This is a genomic window from Nonomuraea antimicrobica (assembly GCF_039536965.1).
Taxonomy (GTDB): domain Bacteria; phylum Actinomycetota; class Actinomycetes; order Streptosporangiales; family Streptosporangiaceae; genus Nonomuraea; species Nonomuraea antimicrobica.
Genome location: NZ_BAAAZP010000237.1, coordinates 36,260 through 58,636, shown reverse-complemented (window position 1 = coordinate 58,636; position 22,377 = coordinate 36,260). Strand labels below are relative to the sequence as shown.

The window sequence follows — 22,377 nt, the reverse complement described above, 5'->3', positions numbered from 1 at the left end:
TCGTCCAGACGGAGCCCTCGGCTCGCGAACGGCTGGGACGCGCCCGAACGCTGCCGGGAATGGGCGCGATACCGCCCTGATCACCTTGGATCACTTGAGGCTGACGCCGAGCTTGAAGGCTCGCCCAGAAACCCTTCAGTGATCACTGAGAGTTACGTTTCCTCTGGTGGTACGAACCCGAGCGGCGGCCCAGCCGACGATGCCGAGCTTGGTCGCCACCGCGTTGATCGCGGCCCACTCGGTAGACGGTGACGAACGGCTGGGCCGGGGCGGGGATGTCCGGCAAGCCTGTCGAACATCCCCGCCCACGAACCAGAACCTCGTACTCGCCAGGATTTGGCACCCGCACGCGGAACGCGCGGACTGACGCCGTGGTCAGGCCGGGATGGGTGTCGGCTTGTTGATGAGCGCGATGTTCATCCAGAAGCCCGCCGAGGCGAGCACGATCATCAGGGTCGCCATCGCCTTGTCGTCGTAGTGCTTCGCGACCTCCGTGTACAGGTCGTCCGGTACCCGTTCCTCACCACGCGCGCCGGGCTGGAAGACGGCGTCGGTCAGCGCCAGCGCGGCCTGCTCGGCGTCGGTGAAGTACGGCGCGTCCCGCCAGGTCGCCACGGCGGCGATCCTGGCCTCGGACTCGCCCGCCTTCCGCAGGTCGGCCGAGTGCCGCATCACCTGGTAGGTGCTGCCGACGATCTGGCCGGCACGCAGGTAGACCAGGCTGGTCGTGGTCGCCGGCACCGAGCCGTTGCCGGTGGCCTTGACCATCGCGCCGGCCAGCTCCTGGATCTCGGGCAGGTGTGTGTTGGCGTCGGGGATCCGTGGTCCCACGGTGTCCTCCATGGTGCTCGGGAAATGGTGTCGCCCCTATGAGCCCTCGCGTGCCGTCGATGTGACAGGCGGCGGAGGAATCCCGGCGGCGTCGGCGAACTGGCGTACCCGCTCGGGGTCGCGGAGCCCGTCGATGGCGACGATGCGGTTGCCCGCGACGGTGAATACCAGCACAGCGAACGGCTGGTCGTCGACGGTGACCAACGCGCCGACCGCGCCGTTGACCAGCACAGGTTGCAGCCGCCCGCCGTGCGGGCCGCGGGTTTGCCTGGCCACGGCCGCCGCGCCGCGGACGACGACACGCTGCCCGTCGGCGCCGAAGTCGGAGGTCAGGACGACGTCGGGATCGAGGATCTGGACGAGGGCGTCGAAGTCACTGGCCCGTGAGGCCGCGTAGAAGGCGTCGACCACCTGCCGCTGCCGCACCAGATCCGGGTCGGGCGACGGGAACTCGGCGCCGTTCACCCGGCGCCGTGCCCGGCTGGCCAACTGCCGCGCGGCGGCCGGCGTGCGGCCCACGATCCCGGCGATCTCGTCGAACGGCAGCTCGAACATGTCGTGCAGCACGAACGCCAACCGCTCGGCCGGACTGAGCCGGTCGAGCACCACGAGCAGGGCCAGCCCCACCGAGTCGGCCAGCAACGCCTCCTGCTCGGGGTCAAGATCGCTGTCCAGGATCACGACCGGCTCGGACAGGCGCGACTCCTCCCGCCGCTGCCGCCGGGAACGCAGCGTGTGCAGGCATTCCCGGGCCACAACGGTGGTCAGCCAGCCGCCGAGGTTGTCGATCTGGTCCGCGTCGGACCGGCAGAGCCGCAGCCAGGCGTCCTGGACGGCGTCATCGGCCTCGGCCATCGAACCCAGCATCCGGTAGGCCGCCGCCCGCAACCGGGGCCGGTGCTGCTCGAAACGCTCGGCCAGCCACTCGGTCTCCTCCATCGGTCGCATCATCCCCTCGTCAAGGCTCAAAGACATGAACCCGCGAAGGCACCGAATGTGACAGCAAGCCGGCCCAGGACCATCGAACAAGCCACTGAGGTCGCCCGACCTGGTGCACATGTCTCCGTACTCGGTGGAGCACGAACGATCTTGACGCGACACGAGCCGCGGCAATCGTCGCAGCGTCGAGGAAGAGCCCCGACAACCAGCCAGGAGCCCTCACCATGACCCCGCTTGTACGCACCCTCGCCAAACCCCTCACGGAGATCGTCATCGGGCTGAAGAGTCACCGTGACCCTGGCGGCGGCCCTTGATCCCGGCAAGACCCGTTCTGTCGGACCCACCTGTCAGGATCGCCCGTATGAGCACGCGACCCCCCACGTCCGCCAGAGCGGACGTGCACGTGCTCGCTCACCCGTCGGATCCCCGGAGAGGTGCGGGCATGATCCGCGCCTGGGTGCCGTTCAGGGTGCCGAGTAGCCACTGGTCCCGCCAGGGGACGACGTTCGTGGGGGCCTCGGTGAAGCCGACGAACTGCCGTTGCACCTCGCCGCCGATGGACAGGACGAGGATGGAGCCGTTCCGTACCGCGTCGGGGTCCTGTAGGAGGGTGGCGGGAAGGCGCGCGACGGTGTGGCGGGCCCACAGGTGGGGCAAGACGTAGCGGTCCAGTACTGCCACGCGGTCGTACATCGGCACCAAGAGGCGGTCGGCGTCGAGCGTGAGGCCGTCCATGATGCCGGGAACGTCGTCGGCGAACGGCTCCGCGCTCCCCGCCTTCTCCCCGGCGAGCCAGAGTCTGGTGATCCGGTACCGCGTCGATTCCGCGATCAGCAGGCTCCGCTAGTCAGGGGTGACGACGATGCCATTGGGGAAGTACAGGCCGGACAGCAGTTCGGTCGCGATGCGCGTGGCGGGGTCGTAACGGATGACCCTTCCGTGGGCACGGCCCTCCAGGAAGTCGAACAGGGAGAAGGAGGTCCGATCCCCCATGGTCGAGCTGTTGTACTTGGCGGTGGAGTCGGACAGGTAAACGGCGCCGTCACGGCCGATCGCGAGATCGTTCGCCGAGCGGATCGGCTTACCGGCTGCGGAGTCGGCGAGCACGGTGACGGCGCCCGCAGGTGAGACGGACTGGAGCCCGACCCCGTGGTTGGCCACGATGAGGTGGTCGCGGGCGTCGAACGCGAGCCCGAGCGGTCGCCCGCCGACCTCGGCGAACGGCTCGGCGCCTGCCGTGCCCGGCCGGATGCGCAGGATCTGGCCCGTCTTCGTGCCGACGAAGATCTCGCCGCCGCTGTTCACCGCGATGTCCTCGGGGGCGTCCGCGGGTGCGATCGCCCGTACGGAGGTCGCGGCGGTGCGGTCCACCCGGCCGGGAGGGACGGCGGTCCCCGGGCCGGGTCGCCAGGCGACCGGTTCGAACGGTCGGGCCGGGGGTTCGGCCAGGAGGAAGAAGGCCGCACCTGCGGCGACGGTCAGGGCGAGCGCCGAGCCGACGATCCGGGTGACCCGTCGGCGCGGGAATCTGGGCGTACCGGTGCGCGGCCTGCTCACAGGCCCGCCTTGGACGCGTCCCGTCCGGAGGCGGCCGGGACGGGGATCGCCGGCGACCTGCTGAGCAGGGCCGCCATGAGCACGGCGACCACCACCAGGGCCAGGTTCGGCCAGGCGAAGGCGCCGCGTACCACGTAACTGAAGATCGAGACCGTGATGACCCCTGCCGCCCAGCCGAAAGCGAAGATCATCCCGGTGCGGGCGTGCCGGCTCGGCAGGACGCCGGACCCCGCGAGGAGCACGGCCACGGCCACATCGGGCCACAGGAACATGTTGGCCGGCCGGTGTGCTCCGTCGAGGGCCAGGTACACAACCATGATCAGGCTCATGATGGCGGCGACGTATCGGGCGACGGTGACGACGTACACGGGAGGCTCACTCTCATTCGGTCGGCCGCCATCGGCAGGGCGACCACGCTCACCGGATGAGTGTGTCGGCGGACTCTCGCGGCGAGAAGCGAGCCTGCCCGCACCCACGGGCGTGCCACCCGTCTCCCCGTGGTGCGGTTACCCGCACCTTCAGGCGTTCAGGTAGCGCAGCACGGCCAGCACACGCCGGTGGTCGTCGGGCCGCGCGGGGAGGCCGAGCTTGGCGAAGATGCCGGTGCAGTGCTTTTCCACGGTTCGTTCCGCGATGACGAGGCGCTCGGCGATGGCCTGGTTGGTACGGCCCTCCGCCATCAGGGCGAGGACGGCGCGCTCCCGGTCCGTCAGGCTGTGCAGGGGATCGTCTCCGCTCGCGTGCCGCCGCACGAGCTGCTCCACGACGATCGGGTCGAACGCCGATCCGCCCCTGCCCACCTGCCGGACCGCCGCGGCGAACTCGGCCAGGTCCGACACCCGGTCCTTGAGCAGGTAGCCGAGCCCGCGGGCGCCGCCGGCCAGCAATTCCACCGTGTAGCTGACGCGCACGTACTGCGACAGGACGAGGACGCCCGTGGCCGGGTAGGCTCGCCGGATCTCCTGGGCGGCGCGCAACCCCTCGTCGGTCCGCGTGGGCGGCAGGCGGATGTCGACGACGGCCACGTCGGGCCGCCGCGCCGCCACCTCCGCCAGCAGTGCCGATCCGTCCTCCACTGTCGCGATGACGTCGAACCCCGCCTCGCTGAGCAGCCGTGCGACGCCTTCGCGCAGCAGTGTGTTGTCCTCCGCGATGACTACGCGCACGGCAGCATCGCCTCGATCCGGGTGCCTTGACCGGGAGGGCTGTGCACGTGCAGGCTCCCGCCGTTCGTCTCGACCCGGCCGGTGAGCCCGCGCAGGCCCGACCCCCGTTCGGGGTCCGCTGCTCCGCGCCCGTTGTCGCTGATCTCCACCGACAGCCAGCCGCTCGCCCGGCTGATGCTGACCGACGCCCGGTCGGCCGCGGCGTGCTTGGCGAGGTTCGCCAAGGCTTCGGCCACCACGTAGTAGGCGGTGGTCTCCACCTCCGCCGGCAGGTCGCCGGAGACGTCGGACGAGACGGCCACCGGGACGGGCGCCACGGCGGCCAGCTCGCACACCGCGCCCACCAGGCCCCGCTCGGTGAGGATCGGCGGGTGGATGCCCTGGGCGAGCGCGCGTACCTCGTCCAGGGCGGCGAGGGCGGTGTCCCTGGCTTCGCCGATCAGCGGGCCCACCCGTTCTGGACGCGACGCCAGCGCGGCTTCGGCCAGGCTGAGCGTCAGCGGGATGGCCAGCAGCCGCTGCTGGACGCCGTCGTGCAGATCACGCTCGAGCCGGCGGCGCTCGGCTTCGGCGGCGCGTACCAGATGGGCCCTGGAGTCGGCGAGCTGGCGCAGCCTGGCCCGCAGGTCAGCGGTCAGGCGCTCGTTCTCCAGGGCGAGCGACGCGGCGGCGCACGCCGCCTGGATCAGCTCCGGGTCCTCCAGCAGGGCGGGGTCATGAGCGAGTACGGCGAGCGGGCCGTCCCTGTCCACCTTGGTCACCACCTGATCAGGCCCTGCGCACAGCGGGCTTCCCTCGACGTCGAGGTACCCCTTCGACTCCTGCACCCAATAGCCCACGCGCAGGGTCGGGTCATGCAGCGTCTCGGCCAGCGCGGTCTGGAGGGTCGCCGGGTGGGGTTCGCTGTTCAGCCGCACCACCAGGCCGGCGACACCGCCCCGGTCCATCCGGCGGCGCAACAGGCTCCAGAGGATGGCCAGCGGAACTGCGGCGAAGGCGGCCCGAGCGGACAGGGCGAGCACCGGGGCCGAACCACCCGTGACCATCAGGGGTTTCCACACCACGAACAGAGCCGTGGCGACGACCGCGGCCACGAGTACCGGCGTGAGCATGCGACGCCGGGCCACGCTGCTGTTGCGCAGCCGCAGCACCTGCATGGCGATCACGGCCGCGCCGACGAGCACGAGCGCCGGCGTTCCCACGTCGCCGATCACCTCGGCGGCCTCCCGCCCGGCGACGTGTCGCACGCCCATGACGACGACACACACATAGCCCTGGGCGACCACGACCCGGGGCATCCGGCTCCCCAGCGTGCCCGTGGGAAAGGCCATGACGAGGTGTGCCAGCAGCGCCGGCCAGGCTCCCACCGTCACGGCGAGGACCTCGCGGGGAACGGGGAGCGGAAGCTGGTAAAGCGTCCACAGCACGCCCTCGGCGACCAGCAGCGGCCCGAGCCGACGGCCGGATCTCGACCGCCACGCCACGACACCCGCGACGAGGAAGGCGGCTGCGGCGAGGGCCGACACCAGCACGGCGGCCGGCGATAAGGCGTCGACGTTCAGGGTCAGGGCGTCGATCGGGGATCGTCCTTTCTCGCTGCTCCCATCCGCCCGGAGGAGAAGGGGCGAGCGTCTGCCCCAAGAATACGCGTGAGGCCCGACGATCTCTGGGATCAGACGCGCTGCGACACCGTCGGCTCACCACGTCGATAACGGCTTGTCCGGCCCTTGGCACCCGAGAAGGGTCGGGGTCGGCGCCGGCGAGAGTTGCTTCAGGAACGAATACGAGAGGCTCTGAGCTGGGCCAACGGTCTTTTCCCCGCCCGCCACCGATTTTCCCTGGATTGCAGCCCACCATCGGGCAACCCACCGCCGCGGCCGATGCGTCTGTACCGTCAGCAGACCGACGGAAGGCAACTAGGTGGCCGACAGGGCAATATTTCAGGACTTCGTGGTGGCGCGGTCCGACCGGCTCCTGCGCTTCGCGTACCTCCTCACCCACGACTGGGCCACTGCCGAGGACCTCCTGCAGGAATCCTTGGCCAAGGCGTGGTTCGCCTGGCCGGGCATCGACGAGCCGGAGGCGTACGTGCGGCGCGTGCTCATCACGACCTACACCTCGTGGTGGCGCCGGAGGTGGCGCCGGGAGCTGCCCAGCGACGGCCTGCCGGATCAGCCGGTGCACGACCAGGTGGCGGACGAGCGGGCGGCGCTCTGGCAGGCGGTGGGCCGACTGCCCGCCCGGCAGCGCGCGGTGATCGTACTGCGGTTCTACGAGGACCTTCCGGTGGCCGAGGTGGCCCAGCTCATCGGCTGCAACCCCGGGACGGTCAAGAGCCAGACCGCCAAGGCGCTGGCCAAGCTGAGAATCGACGAGTCGGTGGTTAAGGAGCTGCAGAGGTGACCATAGAGAATCTCCGCGACGTACTGCGCGAGCACGCCGACCTGCTGCCGCCGCCGAACCCGTCGCGCGACGAGCAGGTACGCGACCGCGTGCGAAGGACCCGGGTGCGCAGGCGGATCGCGGTGGGCGCGATGGGCGCGGCCGTCGTGGCGGCGGCGGTGGCGCTGGCCGTGCCGCTCCTGCCCGCCACGACGCAGCCCGAGACCACTACGACGGTCTCGGGCGGGCCCATGCCTGTGCTGCCGGAGCAGTTCACCTCGGCGGACGGCACAGGTTACCGGCTCGTGGGCAGGACCGCGATCGAGAAGACGGGCGATGCCAAGGTCACGCTCAAGGTCCCCTACACCGGCAAGCCGCTGGACGTCGGCGGCATGTGCGTGGGGCCGGACAACACACCGCCGCGAGTCGAGGTCGAGGGGTCTCGGCTGCGCCGGCCGGTCTCGTTCACGAACTGTGATCGGGAGCTGCGGCTGCACCCGCTAGATGTCCCCGAGGGCGCCACGGAGGTGACGGTCACTTTCAACACGGTGACCTCAGGCTGGGGCTGCGTTCAGGAGGACCCGGGTGGTCCGTGCGTCACCCAGACGCCTGCGCATGGTTCGTGGGCGCTGGGCGTGTACGAGTGGACGCCGCCCACACAACCAGTCGCCCCCGAACCACTGCGAAACATCCCCGACCGGCTAGGCGAGTGGCAGCTCACCGAAACCAGAAGCGGCCTCTGGCCGCAGGACACCACGGCCACTTTCGAGGTCGGCGGCCAGGCGGGCAGGGTCGCCCTCGACAAGCTCTGCTCGGGCGAGCTGGCCACGCGGCTGCAGTTCAGCTTCAAGGTGAACGGCCAGAGCGGGGGTGTTACCAGCGCTTGCGGTGTCTGGACCTCAGGCGAGTTCCCGATGGCGATGGACGAGCTCGACCTGACCGAGCCCACCACCATCACCGTGGAGCTGTCCATGGCCGGTCAGTCCACCAACCGCCCGGTCCGGTGGTCGGTCGGCCTGTTCGAACGATCGTAGGAACAGGTCCGCCACGCCGCTTCGCTACGTCACCGGAGTGGAGGACGTCTCGCGGTTGAGTTCTGTGGCGCGGGTCATCTCGGCGTCGATCACGGCAGTCTGTGGCCAGGTTCGTACGGCGACCGCCATCACGAGCAGGCCGCAGACGCCCCACACCCCCACCACGACCGGCACGGTGAAGCTCTCCGCCAGCGCGCCCGCGACGAGCACGGCGACGGCGAACGAGAGTTGAATGCCTCCCTGCATGACGCCGAACGCGCGGGCGCGGAAGCCGTCCGGAAGCACGCTCACGAACAGGCCGTTGAGCGGCACGATCACCGTGGCGGTGACCCCGGTGCACACCCCCAGCAGGAACACGACGATCGCCGGAGGATCCGCCAGTGCGGGCACCAGGAACACCGGGCTGATCAGCAGCACCGGCTTGATCAGCTTCAGCCGCCGCGACGGCGCCATCCCACGCACGACGAAGGCGCCGATGACGGTGCCGATCGGCATCGCGGCCATCAACAGGCCCGCGGTGCGCGAGTCTCCGCCGAGTTCGGCGGCCCAGGCGGCGGCCAGTCCTTCCGGCACGATCTGGATCGCGACCATGCTGAACACCACCAGGGCGATCGGCCGCATGACCCGATGCCCGAACACCACCCTGATGCCGTCGCCGGTCTCCTTCAGCAGCGACCGGCCAGGCGTCGCGGCCACTGCCACGGGGCGGGACCGCACACCGCGCCACAACAGCAGGGCCGAAACCCCGAACGTCGCCGCGTTGATCAGCAGCGCGACGCGCCCGTCGACGGCGGCGGTCACCCCTCCGAGCGCGTACCCGGCCACCTGGGCCGCCTGGCCCGCCATGTTCTGCACCGAAAGACCCACGACGTAGCGGTCCCCGGTCAGGATCTGCGCCACCATGGCCGAGCGGGCCGCCTCGAACGGAGGCGTGAGCAGCGAGGAGACGAGCAACAGGAGCAGCAGCACCGCCAGCGGCAGCCCGGGCAGGACCATGAACGCGACCAGAACGAGCCGGACCACATCACACAGGATCATGACCCGCCGATACGGATACCGCTCGGCGAGCGCGGCCAGCACCGGCCCTCCCGCCACCCAGGGCAGATAGCCGACGGCGAAACCCGCCGCGGACAACAGCACCGAGCCCGTGTCACTGAAGATCAGAACGGCTACGGCCACCTTGGCGAAGTAGTCGCCGATCCAGGACAACACCGCTGCCATGAACAGACAGCGATACTCCGAGACCCCGAAGACCTCACGAAACGTGGCAGGCCGATCCGCCGGCACCGGCTTCCCTCGACGACCATCGACCTCGGGCTCGTCCACGAGCGCTCATGCCCCCTCATGACACGAAAGCAGGAAACGTGTGGCCCGGCATGCGCCGGGCCACACCCTCATCTGATGTCAGCCCCAGCTGGAGTCACGACGCATCACAATCACCCCGATCCGCTGATCGTTGGCCATGTCCGACAAAGTATTATGATCATAGTTAAATAGCACTTTGCGCAAGCCCTTCTGATCAAGCACACGACCGCGCTGCGGCCGCGCCGCTTCACCCACGGTGGTCCCAATCACCCCACGTGCCGTGCCATCGAGGCACTCGGCGATGCCGAGGCCAGGCCGTCCAGGTGTTGGCCACGATCAGCTCGCGCCTCTGCCGGCGCTGGTCACGTTCGCCGTGGTGTCAGGTATCGCCTTGCTCGGGCTCAGGTCCGCCAGGCCGGCCGAGCGCAGGCTGGATCGGAAGGAGTGGCCCAGAGCGGCCTTCGGTTTCTGCTTATGGCTCTTGCTCTGGTGTTGCGGCTCAGATGAGGGAGCACATTCGGTTCGGCCCAGCTCTTGGGCAGGCAGCACGCGCTGTCAGACGCCCACCGTCTGGTCGACGGACTCGGGTGCCAGAACGTGCTCGATGACCATCACGGCGGCGCCGGCCACCCCCGCGCGATCTCCCAGGCTGCTGGTACGGATGTCGAGGCGCTGTGTGGCCAGGGGCAGCGAGCGGCCGTAGATCACCTCGCGGACGCCCGCGATCAGATGGTCACCGGCCTCGGCCAGGTCTCCGCCGATCACGATCTGCGCCGGGTTGAAGAAGTTCACGATCGAGGCCAGCACGTGGCCGATGTCGCGGCCGCTCTGCCGGACGAGCCGGATCGCTCGGGCGTTGCCGGCCCGTACGAGCCGTACGACGTCGCGGCTCCCGGCGGCGTCGAGCCCGTCCTCGCGCAGCCGCGCGGCCAGAGCGCCGCCGCCGGCCACCGCCTCCAGGCAGCCGAGGTTGCCGCAGAGGCACGGGACGTGCTCGGAGCCCGACACCTGAATGTGGCCGATGTCGCCGGCCGCGCCCCTGGAGCCGCGGTGCAGGCGGCCTTCGGAGATGATGCCGCAACCGATGCCGGTCCCGACCTTGGTGAAGATCAGGTGCTCGATGTCCGGGCTGGCGGCCCAGTGCTCGCCCAGCGCCATGATGTTCACGTCGTTGTCGACGAACACCGGGGCGTCGATACGGGAGCCCAGCCAGTCGGGCACGGGAAAGCCGTCCCAGCCGGGCATCAGCGGCGGGTTCACGGGCCGTCCGCTGTCATGCTCGACCGGTCCCGGCAGGCCGACGCCGATCCCGCAGACGTCGGCCATGCCGTTGCCCGACTCGGCGAGCAGCTCGATGCAGGTCTCGAACAGCCAGGCCAGGCAGGGTTCCGGGCCCTGGTCGATGGACAGGTCGGCGGTCCGCTCCGCGAGCACCGCGCCGCCGAGGTCGGTGATGGCGACCTGCGCGTGCGTGACGCCCAGGTCGGCGGCGAGCACGGTCCGCGCGCGGGGGTTGAAGGCGAACGCCGTGGACGGCCTGCCCCGGGACGGGACGGCGTCTCCCGCGGGCACGATCCAGCGCTGGTCGAGCAGGGCGTCGAGCCGCTGGGTGAGCGTGGATCTGGCCAGGCCGGTCAGCTCTACCAGCTCGGCGCGGGTGCGCGCCTGACCGTCGCGCAGGATCGACAGCAGCGCTCCCGGTGTGGCCTGTGCCAACTCCGCTCCCCTTTGATGCTCACTCTTTCGCTTTATGTCGTATTCTAGCTGACTTTTGCTTGACCATCGCCATAATACGAGTTTAGCATCCGGAAATATGGAGGACATTGGCCGCAAATCGGCCGATAACCAACGGACAGGCCGCACCAGTTCTGCCCGCCACACCCCTCACCTCCACCGGTGTCCCGCCCTCAGTCCCCCGATCACAGGGGGGTGGGCGGGATGCTGACCATGACCGGCATCGGCAAGAGCTTCCTCGGTGTACGGGTGCTGGGTGGCGTGGATCTGACGGCCTCGGCCGGTGAGGTGCACGCGGTGGTGGGCGAGAACGGCGCCGGCAAGTCCACGCTCATGAAGATCCTGGCCGGGGTGCACGCCCCCGACGAGGGCACGATAGAGATCGACGGCCGCCGCGTCTCGTTCGGGCATCCTCTGGAGGCCCAGCGTGCCGGGGTGGCGATCATCTACCAGGAGTTCAACCTGCTGCCCGAGCGCAGCGTGGCCGAGAACGTCTTCCTCGGCCGCGAGCCGGTGCGGCGGGGCCTGGTCGACCGCGCGGCGATGGACGCGGCCACCGCCAAGCTGCTGAGCGAGCTGGGCGAGGACTCCTTCGGCCCCCGAGAGCCCGTCAAGCGCCTGTCGGTCGCCCAGCAGCAGGTCGTCGAGATCGTCAAGGCGCTGTCGCTGGAGGCCAGGATCGTCGTGATGGACGAGCCGACGGCCGCGCTCGCCGAGCACGAGGTCGAGTTGCTGTACCGGCTGGTGAGGCGATTACAGCAGCGCGGCATCGCGCTGCTGTACATCTCGCACCGATTACGTGAGGTGTTCGACCTGGCCGACCGGGTCACCGTGCTCAAGGACGGCGCGCTGGTCGCCACCGTCCAGACTGCCGAGGTGACCTCCGACGCGCTGGTCAGGCTCATGGTCGGGCGCGACCTCGGCACCTACTTCCCACCCCGCGCCGACCCAGTGGCCGACCCGGTGGGAGAGACGCGGCTGCGGGTCAGCGGCGCGGGCAACGACCGGCTGCACGACATCGACCTGGAGCTGAGGGCGGGCGAGATCGTCGGTGTCGCCGGGCTGCAGGGCTCCGGACGTTCCGAGCTGGCCAAGGCGCTGTTCGGCGCCGAGCCGTTCACCCGCGGCGAGATGACGCCGGTGCGCCCGCGCTCGGTGCGCGAGGGCGTGGCCGCGGGCATCGGGCTGGTGACCGAGGACCGCAAGGCCGAGGGCCTGGCCCTGCGCCAGTCGGTACGCGACAACGCGCTGCTGGCGGCCCGCGCGGGCGGCCACCGCGGCGGCCGCGACGGGATACGTGAGCTGCTGGAACGAGTACGGCTCAGGCCGCCGCGCCAGGAGCAGGAGGTCCGCTTCCTGTCCGGCGGCAACCAGCAGAAGGTCGTCCTGGCCAAGTGGATGACCCTCGCCCCGAAGGTGCTGCTGTTCGACGAGCCGACCCGCGGCGTCGACGTGGGGGCGAAGGCGGCCATCCACGACCTGATGCGCGAGCTGGCCCGCGAGGGCACCGCGATCATGATGATCTCCTCCGAACTGCCCGAGCTGATCGGCATGAGCGACCGCATCGTGGTCCTGCGGGAGGGCCGCGTCGCCGGGACGCTCCCGGCCGGTCCGTCCGAGGAGGCCATCATGCGCCTGGCCGCCGGCGAGGTGGTCGCATGAGCCCCAGCGCGTTCGCCGTGCGCAGGGCCAGGCTGGCGGCGCTGTCCACCCCGACACGGGTGGTCTTCCTGGCCCTGGCCGGGTTGATCCTGACCGGATGGGCGCTGGTCGCCGCGGACGGCGGGCAGTTCCTCACGCTGGAGAACGTCGTCGGCGTGCAGCAGCGCTCGGCGGCACTGGGGATCGTGGCGGTCGGGCAGACGCTGGCCATCCTGGCAGGCTCGCTGGACCTGTCGGTCGCCTACCTGATCAGCCTCACCTCGCTGGTCGCCGCGGAGACCATGGCGGGCCAGGACGGCGGCATCGTACCGGCGCTGGCCGCCGTCGCCGGGGTCAGCGTGCTCGTCGGGCTGGTCAACGGCCTGGTGATCACCAAGCTGAAGGTGCACGCGTTCATCGCCACCCTCGGCGTCGCGCTGATCATCAAGGGCATCGTGGACCACCTGTACGACGGACCGGCAGGACGGGTGCCCGAATCCTTCCAGCACCTCGGCTACGACCGGATCGGTCCCGTGCCGGTCTCGGCGCTGCTGTGGGCCGGGGTCGCGCTGGTGGCCTGGTTCCTGCTCAGCAGGACCAGGTACGGCTACCGCGTCTACGCCGTCGGCGGCGACGTGGAGGTGGCCCGGCTGTCCGGGGTGCGCACCGACCGCGTGGTGATCGTCACCCACATCCTGTGCTCGCTCTGCGCCGGGATCGCCGGCCTGCTGCTGGCCGCCAGGCTCGGCGCAGGAGCCCCGACCGTCGGCACCGACGGCGGCTACGACCTGGAGTCGATCGCCGCGGTCGTCCTCGGGGGCACCGCGCTGGCCGGCGGCAGGGGCGGGGTGGCCGGGACGGTCGGCGGCGTGCTGCTGCTGGCCGTGCTCGACAGCGTCTTCAACCAGCTAGAGGTCAACTCCTTCGTCAAGGACGTGGTCCGCGGCGTGGTCATCGTGGCCGCGGTGGCCGTCTACGCCCGCCGCAGCGGCCTGCTCGGAAGGAGACGGTCATGAGACGCGCGCTGCCGATCCTCGCGGTGCTGCTGGTGCTGCTGGCCGCGATCGCCGTCGCCAACCCGTACTTCCTGGAGCCGGGCGGGTTCCTGGCCTTCGTCAGGCGGGCGGCGCCGCTGGTCATTCTGGCCGCCGGGCAGTACTTCGTGATCGTCTCCGGCGAGTTCGACCTGTCGGTCGGCTCGCTGGTGACCGCCGAGGTGGTCGTCGCCGCCCGGCTCATCGACGGTGACGAGGCGGCGACCTGGCCGGTGCTCACCCTGCTGATCGTCCTCGGCCTGCTCGTCGGGCTCGTCAACGGGGCGGTGACGACACTGCTGCGCGTGCCGTCGTTCATCACCACGTTGGGCATGATGCTGATCCTGTCCGGCGCGGTCTTCCTGTGGACGGGCGGCGCGCCGCGCGGCGCCCTGTCGCAGGGCTTCCGGATCTTCGGCAGGGAGGCCGGCTGGGCCGTGCTGATCCTGCTGGTCTTGGCCGTGGCGGCGATCCTGCTCACCCGCTCCGACTTCGGCAGGACCCTCATCGCGACCGGCGACAACGAGCGGGCCGCCGCGCTGTCCGGCGTGCGCGTGCACCGGGTGCGGATCCTCGCCTTCGTCCTGTCCGGCGTGGCCGCGGCCGTGGCGGGCATCCTGCTCGGCGGTTTCGCCGGGGTCTCGGCCCAGACCGGCCAGGGGCTGGAGTTCCAGGCCATCACGGCGGTCGTCCTCGGTGGCGTCGCGCTGGGCGGCGGGCGGGGCTCCGTCGTCGCCGCGATGGCCGGCGCCCTGACCCTCGAGGCGCTGTTCACCCTGCTCAACCTGTACGGGATCTCGGGGGCCCTGGAGTTCACCGTGCAGGGCGTCATCATCATCGCCGCCGTGGCGGCGGGAGCGGTACGGCTGCCGTTCCTTCACCTCCGGAGATCCAAAGGAGACGCACATGCGACCTAGGTCCCTCGTCCTCGCCGGTGCGGCGCTGGCGATGCTCGCCTCCGGCTGCACCACCGACAAGCCCACGGCCACCTCGGCCACCACGGGGCCGGCCGCGTCCGCTTCCTCGGCGGCGCCCGCCGCCGGCACGGGTGAGCAGTCGAAGTTCTTCGTCCAGGCCGACTACGACGCCCAGCTCGCCATGCGCTCGCAGACCGCGCAAGGACCGCAGGACAAGCCCTGGGAGCAGGCCATCTCCCCGCAGATGGCCGACACGGCCAAGCACAAGAAGACCGGGCCGTACGAGATCTGCTTCTCCAACGCCGCGGTCAACAACCCCTGGCGACAGGTGGGCTGGAAGTCCATGCAGGCCGAGGCGGCTCAGCACAAGGAGATCTCCAAGCTCACCGCGCTGGACGCCGAGGGCAAGGACGACAAGCAGATCTCCGACATCTCCGAGCTGTCGGCCAAGGGCTGCGACGTGCTGATCATCTCCCCCAACACCACGGCCACGCTCACCCCGGCGGTGAAGGCCGCCTGCGCCAAGGTCCCGGTCATCGTCTTCGACCGCGGAGTGGAGACCGACTGCCCGGTGACGTTCATCAAGCCGATCGGCGGCTACGCCTTCGGCGCCGACGCCGCCGAGTTCCTGGTGGAGAAGGTGCCGGCGGGCGGGAAGGTCCTCGCGCTGCGCATCAGCCCCGGGGTGGACGTGTTGGAGACCCGCTGGTCGGCGGCGAAGGTGGCCTTCGACGCCAGCGAGCTGGAGGTCGTCGGCGTGGAGTTCACCGACGGCGACGCCGCCAAGGCCAAGAGCATCGTCAGCGACTACATCCAGCGCCACGGCAAGATCGACGGCGTGTGGATGGACTCGGGCGCGACCTCGGTGGCCGTGGCCGAGGCGTTCGAGGACGCGGGCCTGCCCGTTCCGCCGATGACCGGCGAGGACCAGCAGGACTTCCTGCGCAAATGGAAGGATGACGGGCTGACCGCCATCGCCCCCACCTACCCCACCTACCAGTGGCGCACGCCGATCATCGCGGCACTGAAGATCCTGGCGGGCGAGGAGGTCCCGAAGGCGTGGAACCTTCCCCAGCCCAAGATCACCGCCGCGAACCTCGACACCTACCTGCAGCCCAACATGCCGCCGCTGCACTACGCCCTGTGCGGCTGCGAGAACCTGCCCGGCTTCCCGGAGACCTGGGGCGGGACGAAGGGGTGAGCATGTTCCCGGCAGGAGTGAACACCTGGGTGTGGGTCTCGCCGCTGACCGACGACGACCTGGCCCGGCTCGTACCGCAGGTGGCCGCGTGGGGGTTCGACGTCATCGAGCTGCCCGTCGAGCGGCCCGGCGACTGGGACCCCCACCTGGCGGCCGACCTGCTCGCCCGGCACGGCCTGGCCGCGTCGGTGGTGCTGGTCATGCCGCCGGGCCGCGAGCTGGTCGCGGCGTCGGCCGAGACCGTCCGCGAGACCCAGGACTACCTGCGCCACTGCGTGGACGTGGCGGTGACGGTCGGCTCGCCGGTGATCGGCGGTCCCGCCTACGCCTCGGTCGGGCGTACCTGGCGGATGTCGGCCGGCGAGCGGCGCGGCGCCTACGCCGAGTTGCGCCGCAACCTCCTGCCGGTCGCCGGGTACGCCCGCGAACGCGGCGTGTGGATCGCGGTCGAGCCGCTCAACCGCTACGAGACCAGCCTGATCAACACCGTCGAGCAGGCGCTCGACGCGCTGCCGGAGGAGTGTGACCTGGCCCTTGACGTCTACCATCTGAACATCGAGGAGAAGAACCCGGCGCTGGCGGTGCGGGCCGCCGCCGGCCGGGTGGCGCACGTGCAGGTCTGCGGCACCGACCGCGGCACGCCGGGCGCCGACCTGTTCGACTGGCCCGCCTTCACCCAGGCTCTGAGCGCCATCGGGTACGCGGGACCGCTCGTCATCGAGTCGTTCACCGCGCACAACCAGACCATCGCCACCGCGGCCTCCATCTGGCGGCCGCTCGCGCCCAGCCAGGACGCCCTCGCCACCGAGGGACTGGCCTTCCTCAAGTCACTCTGACCACCGTCACGAACTCCCACCCCCTGGAGCCCTCGCTCGCCATGGAGTTGCGACATGCGTCGATTGTTCGCTGCCCTCATTCTCCCGTTCCTGCTGTTAACCTCCTTCACCGGTACGGCGCGCGCTGACGCCGTCCACCACGAGCCCTTCCGTGCGCTGCTGTTCACCAAGGCCGTCGGATACGTCCACGGCTCGATCCCGGCCGGTATCCAGATGGTCAACGAGATGGCCACCGAGCACGGGTTCGAGGTCGTGCAGACCGACGACTCCAGCGCCTTCAACGACGCCGACCTGGCCACGTTCGACGTGCTGATCATGCTGCAGAACTCCGGCATGGTCTGGGAGAACGACGCCCAGCGCCAGGCCCTGCAGAAGTACGTGCGCTCGGGCAAGGGCGTGGTCGCCCTGCACAACGCCCTCGACATGGGCATCGAGAACGAGTTCCCCTGGTGGGACGACCTCGTCAACGGCGGCGCCCACATGCCCGCCCACTCCCCCGGCACGCTGCAGGGCACGGCCAAGGTCGCCGACCGCGTGCACCCCTCCACCAAGAACCTGCCGCCGCGCTGGGAGCGCCCCGAGGAGTGGTACAACTTCGCGCCCAACCCGCGCGGCAACGTCCACGTCCTGGTGACCGCGGACGAGACCACCTACAACCCGGGCGGCTCGGCGATGGGCGCCGACCACCCGATCTCCTGGTGCCGCAACGCCGAGGGCGGCAGGGTCTGGGCCACCGCCATGGGGCATGAGACCTCCGCCTACAGCGAGCCGCTGTTCCGCGAGCACGTGCTCGGCGGCATCGGCTGGGCGGCCGGCGTCGAAGCCGGTGACTGCGGCGGCACGGTGAACAGCAGCTTCGAGAAGATCACCCTCGACGACAACACCGCCGACCCGATGGAGCTGGACGTCGCCCCCGACGGCCGCGTCTTCTACGTCCAGCGCCGCGGCGAGATCAAGATCTTCAAGCCGGACACCCACACCACCGTCACCGCCGCCACCCTGAACGCCTACACCGGCGGCGAGGACGGCCTGGTGGGCATGGAGCTCGACCCGAAGTTCGCCGACAACGGCTGGATCTACCTCTACTGGGCGCCCGCCGACAGCACCGAGGACGTCAACAGGCTCTCGCGCTTCACCGTGAACGGTGACAGCATCGACCCGGCCACGGAGAAGAAGCTGCTGGAGGTGCCCGCCTACCGGGCCAGGACCTACCCCGAGCCGGGCCACACCGGCGGCGCCGTGGAGTTCGGCCCCGACGGGGCCCTCTACCTGAGCACGGGTGACGACGTCCCGCCGAACCTCTCGCCCGACTGGCAGGGCTACGCGCCCATCGACTGGCGACCCGGCCAGCACATGCTGGACGCCGCCCGCACCGCGGGCAACACCAACGACCTGCGCGGCAAGATCCTGCGGATCAAGCCCAAGGCGGACGGCGGCTACGACATCCCCGAGGGCAACCTGTTCCCGCCGGGCACCGCCAAGACCAAGCCCGAGATCTACGCGATGGGCTTCCGCAACCCGTTCAGGTTCACCGTGGACCAGAAGACCGGGTACCTGCACGTGGCCGACTACGGCCCCGACCGCGGCGGCCCGACCACCGACCGCGGGCCCGAAGGGCTGGTGGAGTACAACGTCATCAAGAAGGCCGGCAACATGGGCTGGCCGTTCTGCCACGGCGACAACCAGGCGTACGCGCCCTACAACCCCGACACCAAGGTCGTCGGCCCCAAGTTCGACTGCGCCAACCCGGTCAACGACTCGCCCAACAACACCGGGCTCACCGAGCTGCCGCCGATCGAGTCGCCCATCATGTGGTACGGCTACGGCACCTCGCCCGTCTTCCCCGAGCTGGGCTCCGGCGGCGCGGCCCCGATGAGCGGGCCGGTCTACCGCTACGACCCGGACAACCCGTCCACGACCAAGTTCCCCGCCTACTTCGACGGCGTCGGCTTCTTCTACGAGTGGGCGCGTGACTACGTCAAGGAGGTGCACCGCGACGCCGACGACAAGGTCCTGAAGATCAACAGCTTCCTGAGCAACCAGCAGTTCAACAAGCCGATGGACATGACTTTCGGCCGCGACGGCGCGCTGTACCTGCTGGAGTGGGGCAGCTCCTTCGGCGGCGGCAACAACGACTCCGGGCTCTACCGGATCGACTACTCCGCCGGCGCCCGCGCCCCGGTCGCGAAGATCACCTCTTCGCGGACCGACGGCCCCGCGCCGCTGACGGTGGAGTTCGACGGCTCGGGCAGCTTCGACCCCGACGGCGACCCGATCGACTTCGCCTGGGACTTCGACGGTGACGGCACCTTCGACTCCACCGAGGCCAAGGTCTCCCACACCTACCAGCAGGCCGGGCAGTTCAACGCCCAGTTGAAGGTGAAGGACACCACCGGCAAGGAGGGCTTCTCCAACGTTCAGGTGACGGTGGGCAACACCAAGCCGACGGTCACGCTGGAGCTGCCGGTCAACGGCTCGCTCATCGAGTTCGGCCAGAACGTGCCGTACAAGATCAAGGTCACCGACGCCGAGGACGGCGAGATCGACTGCCAGAAGGTGTTCGTGACCCCGGCCCTCGGGCACGACGACCACGAGCACGAGACCTCCGAGATCCCCGGCTGCGAGGGCACCATCCCCACCAGCAACCTCGGCGGCCACCCGGCGGGCGCCAACCTCTACTACGTCATCAACGCCCGCTACACCGACCAGGGCGAGCACCCGCTCACCGGGTACGCCAAGGTGATCCTGCAGCCCAAGCACAAGCAGGCCGAGTACTTCACGGCCGGCTCCGGCGTGCGGGTGATCGACGAGCCCGGGGCGGAGAGCGGCAAGCGCATCGGGGACATCAGCAACAACGACTGGATCGCCTTCACCCCGATGGACCTCAACGGGATCACCGCGGTCAGCTACCGGATGTCCAGCCCGTACGGCGTCGGCACCATCGAACTGCGCGCGGACTCGCCGACCGGCACGCTGCTGGCCACCACCGCCGTCATCAACACCGGGGACTGGAACAACTACCAGATGACGCCGTCCGTCCCGGTCAAGTCCGACGTCCGCACCTCGACGCTGTACGTGGTGTTCAAGAACAGCCAGAACAACGCCTTCGACCTGGACGCCGTCCAGTTCGTGGCCGGGGACGCCCCCGGCGGCCCCGAGGCCGGCCTCTACACGCTGACCGCGCAGCACAGCGGCAAGAACGTCACCGTCAAGGACGCCTCGACGGCCGACAACGCGGTCATCGTCCAGATGGGCGCGACCCAGGGCGCCGAGCAGCAGTGGGAGGCGATCCCGGTCAACGGGGGCGGCTACCAGCTCAAGAACGTCAAGAGCGGTAAGTGCCTGGACGTGCCCGGCGGCTCGACCGCACCGGACACCCAGCTCGTGCAGTGGAGCTGCCATCCCTCGTCCCACGCCCACCAGGTCAACCAGCGCTTCAACCCGGTGAAGTCGGGCGAGACCTACCAGATCACCTCCGCGGTGAGCGGCCTGTGCGTCGACGTCGCCGGCGTCTCCCAGGCCGACGGCGCGGCTGTGGTCCAGTGGACCTGCTCCAACGCCGACAACCAGAAGTTCAGGTTCACCCCGGTCGCCGGCGCCGACAACACACCACCGGTGACGACCGCCGAGCCGAACGCGCCCGACGGCGAGGACGGCTGGTACAAGACCGGGCCGATCGAGATCACGCTGTCGGCCACGGACGAGGGCTCCGGCGTGGCGGCCACCGAGTACCGCCTCGACGGTGGCGCCTGGACCCCGTACACCGAGACGGTCCTGGTCAGCGGGGACGGCACGCGCAAGCTGGAGTACCGCTCCCGTGACGGCGGCGGCAACGTCGAGGAGCCCGGCTCGCTCACGCTGAGGCTCGACACCACCACGCCGCAGACCACCGCCTCGTTCGCCGCGCCCAACGACGCGGGCTGGAACAACGGCGACGTGCCGGTGCTCCTGGCCGCGCACGACGCGGGCTCGGGCGTGACCCGGATCGAGTACTCGCTCGACGCCGGGCCGTGGACGGCCTACACCGACAGGCCGGTGGTCGTCAGCGGCGACGGCGACCACGAGCTGCGCTACCGTGCCCGCGACGCCGCCGGCACGACCGAGCAGGACAAGGCCGCCGTCCTGAAGATCGACGGCACCAGGCCCACCCTGATGGTCTCGGGCGTGTCCGAGGGCGAGGTGTACGGCGACGCCCAGGACCTGCGCATCAACTGGCAGGCCGCGGACACCACCTCTGGGGTGCGTACCGCGTCGGGCACCCTGGACGGGGGCGCCCTGACGGCCGACTCCGTCGTACCGCTCTTCACCCAGAGCCTGGCGGCCCACACCGTGGCGGTGACCGCGACCGACAACGCGGGCAACGCCGTGACCACCAACGTCGGGTTCACCGTCACGACCTCGACGCGGGACATGCAGAACCTCCTGGACCGCTTCCGCGCCACGAGCTGGCTGTCCGACCGGGCGCACGCCGCCCTGACCAAGGAGCTGACCAACGCCCGCAAGGCGGAGGCCAAGGGCAACGACACCAGAGCGGCGCGCCACCTGACCGCCTTCCAGGCCCTGGTCGCCAACCAGCGGCTGGTGACCCGCGCAGACGTCCGCCAGACCCTCACCCGTGACGCCGACAAGGTGATCGCCGACTTCGACTGACCACCACCAAGGAGCCCCGGGACCGCCATCAGGTGGCCCCGGGCCTCCTGCCGCCGTGACGCCCTCCAGGCCCGGACCATCGTCTTGATAGCGATCGACGGCGACACACGCGATCGCCTACAGAAGCGGATGGGACGGTGGAGGCGGCTTCTCCTGGCCAGGAAACCTCTCCTCGGACAGTTCGTCCGTTGGGGGGTGGACCAGCTTGAGCAGCGCCTCAGCGAGCTTGTCGAAGCGCGCTTCGCCCAGGTCGACGGCAAGCTCGACCGACTTCTGACAGCTCTGCCGCAACCGCCTGGCGAGCTGAGGCCGAGCAGACGCCCGCCGGCTGCAGGATTCGTTGGTGGGGGTCCGCTGCCTGGGCCGTGCCTGAGCGCTCCGCTTGTATGACCTGCAGGTCGCCAAAAAGGGGAGGGGCGACAGTAATGGCCGCCGATCACGGGAGGATGTGCATCGCCGCCCTGCTTCAAGCGGCGCACGACGATCGCGATGCCGTGGTGTGAAGCTCACCCACGAGTTCCAACCGCGAGCTGATGTCCACGCTCAACAGCCGCCGACGGTGACCGGGGAACTTCTCAAACCCAGCGATACGTCTCGTCGGTCAAGGCCGGCAGCAGGACGTTACCGGCTGGCGCGTCCGGGCCGGGCAGGGCTGCCAGTGCGTTCCCGAGCGCGGGATACAGCTGCAGACTGCTGACCGATCGATAGTCCACCCAGACGAACTCGCCCTCCTCTACATCGCCGTCCGGCAGCTCGTCATGTTCCACCGTCGCCAGCTCCGACCGCACCCGCGCCTCGATGTGGATGCGGAAGAGGAAGTGAAGCTTGCGCGGGGGTGCGGTCGGACCGGGCCGGCTGACCATCTGGTCCTGCACCCAGCACAGCTGGGGCCAGGTCGCACGGTCAAGGTCAAGCTTGAGCTCTTCCCGAAGCTCTCTGCGCAGGGCGTCAATGAGGTCTTCTCCGTGGCCGACATTGCCGCCGGGGACCGAGTAATGGTCACCGCTCGGACGTGTTCGCCGAATGAGGACCACTTCGTCCTTACAGAAGACCAAGCATCCGACCCTGATCTTCGTCCGGGAGAACGGCATTTCCCGGCCAACGCCCTGGTTCATGCACACGCCCCCTGCCGGCCACGCCACCGATATTC

18 protein-coding genes are annotated in these 22,377 nt (G+C 70.0%); 8 read left to right on the top strand and 10 right to left on the bottom strand.

All coding sequences use genetic code 11. From position 1 onward, the window contains the following. Positions 1-375: 375 nt before the first annotated feature. From ABD844_RS49880 to ABD844_RS49850, 7 genes are all read right to left on the bottom strand, one after another. Positions 376-831, bottom strand: coding sequence for a carboxymuconolactone decarboxylase family protein (locus ABD844_RS49880; protein ID WP_344896206.1), 456 nt, complete (start codon positions 829-831; stop codon positions 376-378). A gap of 36 nt (positions 832-867) precedes the next feature. Beyond that, complete coding sequence (locus tag ABD844_RS49875; RefSeq protein WP_344896203.1) at positions 868-1,770, bottom strand: sigma-70 family RNA polymerase sigma factor; 903 nt, start codon at positions 1,768-1,770, stop codon at positions 868-870. Between the two features lie 411 nt (positions 1,771-2,181). Further along, positions 2,182-2,505 carry a hypothetical protein gene (locus ABD844_RS49870; RefSeq protein ID WP_344896200.1) on the bottom strand — a complete coding sequence of 108 codons (324 nt, stop codon included), beginning with the start codon at positions 2,503-2,505 and terminating at the stop codon, positions 2,182-2,184. Positions 2,506-2,613: 108 nt separating this feature from the next. Further along, positions 2,614-3,327 carry an SMP-30/gluconolactonase/LRE family protein gene (locus ABD844_RS49865; RefSeq protein WP_344896197.1) on the bottom strand — a complete coding sequence of 238 codons (714 nt, stop codon included), beginning with the start codon at positions 3,325-3,327 and terminating at the stop codon, positions 2,614-2,616. Then, on the bottom strand, positions 3,324-3,695 hold the full coding sequence (locus tag ABD844_RS49860; protein WP_344896194.1) for a hypothetical protein: 372 nt from the start codon (positions 3,693-3,695) through the stop codon (positions 3,324-3,326). The genes ABD844_RS49865 and ABD844_RS49860 overlap by 4 nt, the downstream gene beginning before the upstream one ends. A 150-nt stretch (positions 3,696-3,845) precedes the next feature. Further along, complete coding sequence (locus tag ABD844_RS49855; protein ID WP_344896191.1) at positions 3,846-4,493, bottom strand: response regulator; 648 nt, start codon at positions 4,491-4,493, stop codon at positions 3,846-3,848. Further along, the gene (locus tag ABD844_RS49850; RefSeq protein WP_344896188.1) at positions 4,484-6,025 is read right to left on the bottom strand and encodes a sensor histidine kinase; all 1,542 of its coding nucleotides are present in this window, start codon (positions 6,023-6,025) and stop codon (positions 4,484-4,486) included. The genes ABD844_RS49855 and ABD844_RS49850 overlap by 10 nt, the downstream gene beginning before the upstream one ends. 388 nt (positions 6,026-6,413) lie before the next feature. Between ABD844_RS49850 and ABD844_RS49845 the strand changes: the two genes are divergently transcribed. Beyond that, the gene (locus ABD844_RS49845; RefSeq protein ID WP_344896185.1) at positions 6,414-6,896 is read left to right on the top strand and encodes a SigE family RNA polymerase sigma factor; all 483 of its coding nucleotides are present in this window, start codon (positions 6,414-6,416) and stop codon (positions 6,894-6,896) included. Beyond that, positions 6,893-7,909: a hypothetical protein gene (locus tag ABD844_RS49840; RefSeq protein WP_344896182.1), complete on the top strand. Its 1,017-nt coding sequence runs from the start codon at positions 6,893-6,895 to the stop codon at positions 7,907-7,909. The genes ABD844_RS49845 and ABD844_RS49840 overlap by 4 nt, the downstream gene beginning before the upstream one ends. Before the next feature lie 24 nt (positions 7,910-7,933). Here ABD844_RS49840 and ABD844_RS49835 read toward each other — a convergent pair whose 3' ends face one another. Beyond that, on the bottom strand, positions 7,934-9,130 hold the full coding sequence (locus ABD844_RS49835) for an MFS transporter (RefSeq protein WP_344896179.1): 1,197 nt from the start codon (positions 9,128-9,130) through the stop codon (positions 7,934-7,936). 639 nt (positions 9,131-9,769) lie between these two features. Then, positions 9,770-10,930 carry an ROK family protein gene (locus ABD844_RS49830; protein ID WP_344896176.1) on the bottom strand — a complete coding sequence of 387 codons (1,161 nt, stop codon included), beginning with the start codon at positions 10,928-10,930 and terminating at the stop codon, positions 9,770-9,772. A gap of 222 nt (positions 10,931-11,152) precedes the next feature. Here ABD844_RS49830 and ABD844_RS49825 point away from each other — a divergent pair, with 222 nt between their 5' ends. The 6 genes from ABD844_RS49825 to ABD844_RS49800 are packed head-to-tail and all read left to right on the top strand — an operon-like array spanning position 11,153 to position 21,227. Then, on the top strand, positions 11,153-12,610 hold the full coding sequence (locus ABD844_RS49825) for a sugar ABC transporter ATP-binding protein (protein WP_344896173.1): 1,458 nt from the start codon (positions 11,153-11,155) through the stop codon (positions 12,608-12,610). Next, positions 12,607-13,605 (top strand): ABC transporter permease, encoded by a 999-nt coding sequence (locus tag ABD844_RS49820; protein ID WP_344896170.1) that lies wholly within the window; start codon positions 12,607-12,609, stop codon positions 13,603-13,605. The genes ABD844_RS49825 and ABD844_RS49820 overlap by 4 nt, the downstream gene beginning before the upstream one ends. Then, a complete protein-coding gene (locus ABD844_RS49815; protein WP_344896167.1) occupies positions 13,602-14,540 on the top strand; it encodes an ABC transporter permease in 939 nt (312 codons plus the stop codon). Before ABD844_RS49820 ends, ABD844_RS49815 begins: the two co-directional genes overlap by 4 nt. After that, positions 14,530-15,741 carry an ABC transporter substrate-binding protein gene (locus ABD844_RS49810; protein ID WP_344896164.1) on the top strand — a complete coding sequence of 404 codons (1,212 nt, stop codon included), beginning with the start codon at positions 14,530-14,532 and terminating at the stop codon, positions 15,739-15,741. The genes ABD844_RS49815 and ABD844_RS49810 overlap by 11 nt, the downstream gene beginning before the upstream one ends. Positions 15,742-15,743: 2 nt before the next feature. Beyond that, positions 15,744-16,577 carry a sugar phosphate isomerase/epimerase family protein gene (locus ABD844_RS49805; RefSeq protein ID WP_344896161.1) on the top strand — a complete coding sequence of 278 codons (834 nt, stop codon included), beginning with the start codon at positions 15,744-15,746 and terminating at the stop codon, positions 16,575-16,577. Between the two features lie 54 nt (positions 16,578-16,631). After that, a complete protein-coding gene (locus tag ABD844_RS49800) occupies positions 16,632-21,227 on the top strand; it encodes a ThuA domain-containing protein (protein ID WP_344896158.1) in 4,596 nt (1,531 codons plus the stop codon). Between the two features lie 575 nt (positions 21,228-21,802). On the opposite strand, the gene ABD844_RS49795 is transcribed toward ABD844_RS49800, so the two are convergent. After that, positions 21,803-22,342, bottom strand: coding sequence for an NUDIX domain-containing protein (locus ABD844_RS49795; protein ID WP_344896155.1), 540 nt, complete (start codon positions 22,340-22,342; stop codon positions 21,803-21,805). Positions 22,343-22,377: the final 35 nt, after the last annotated feature.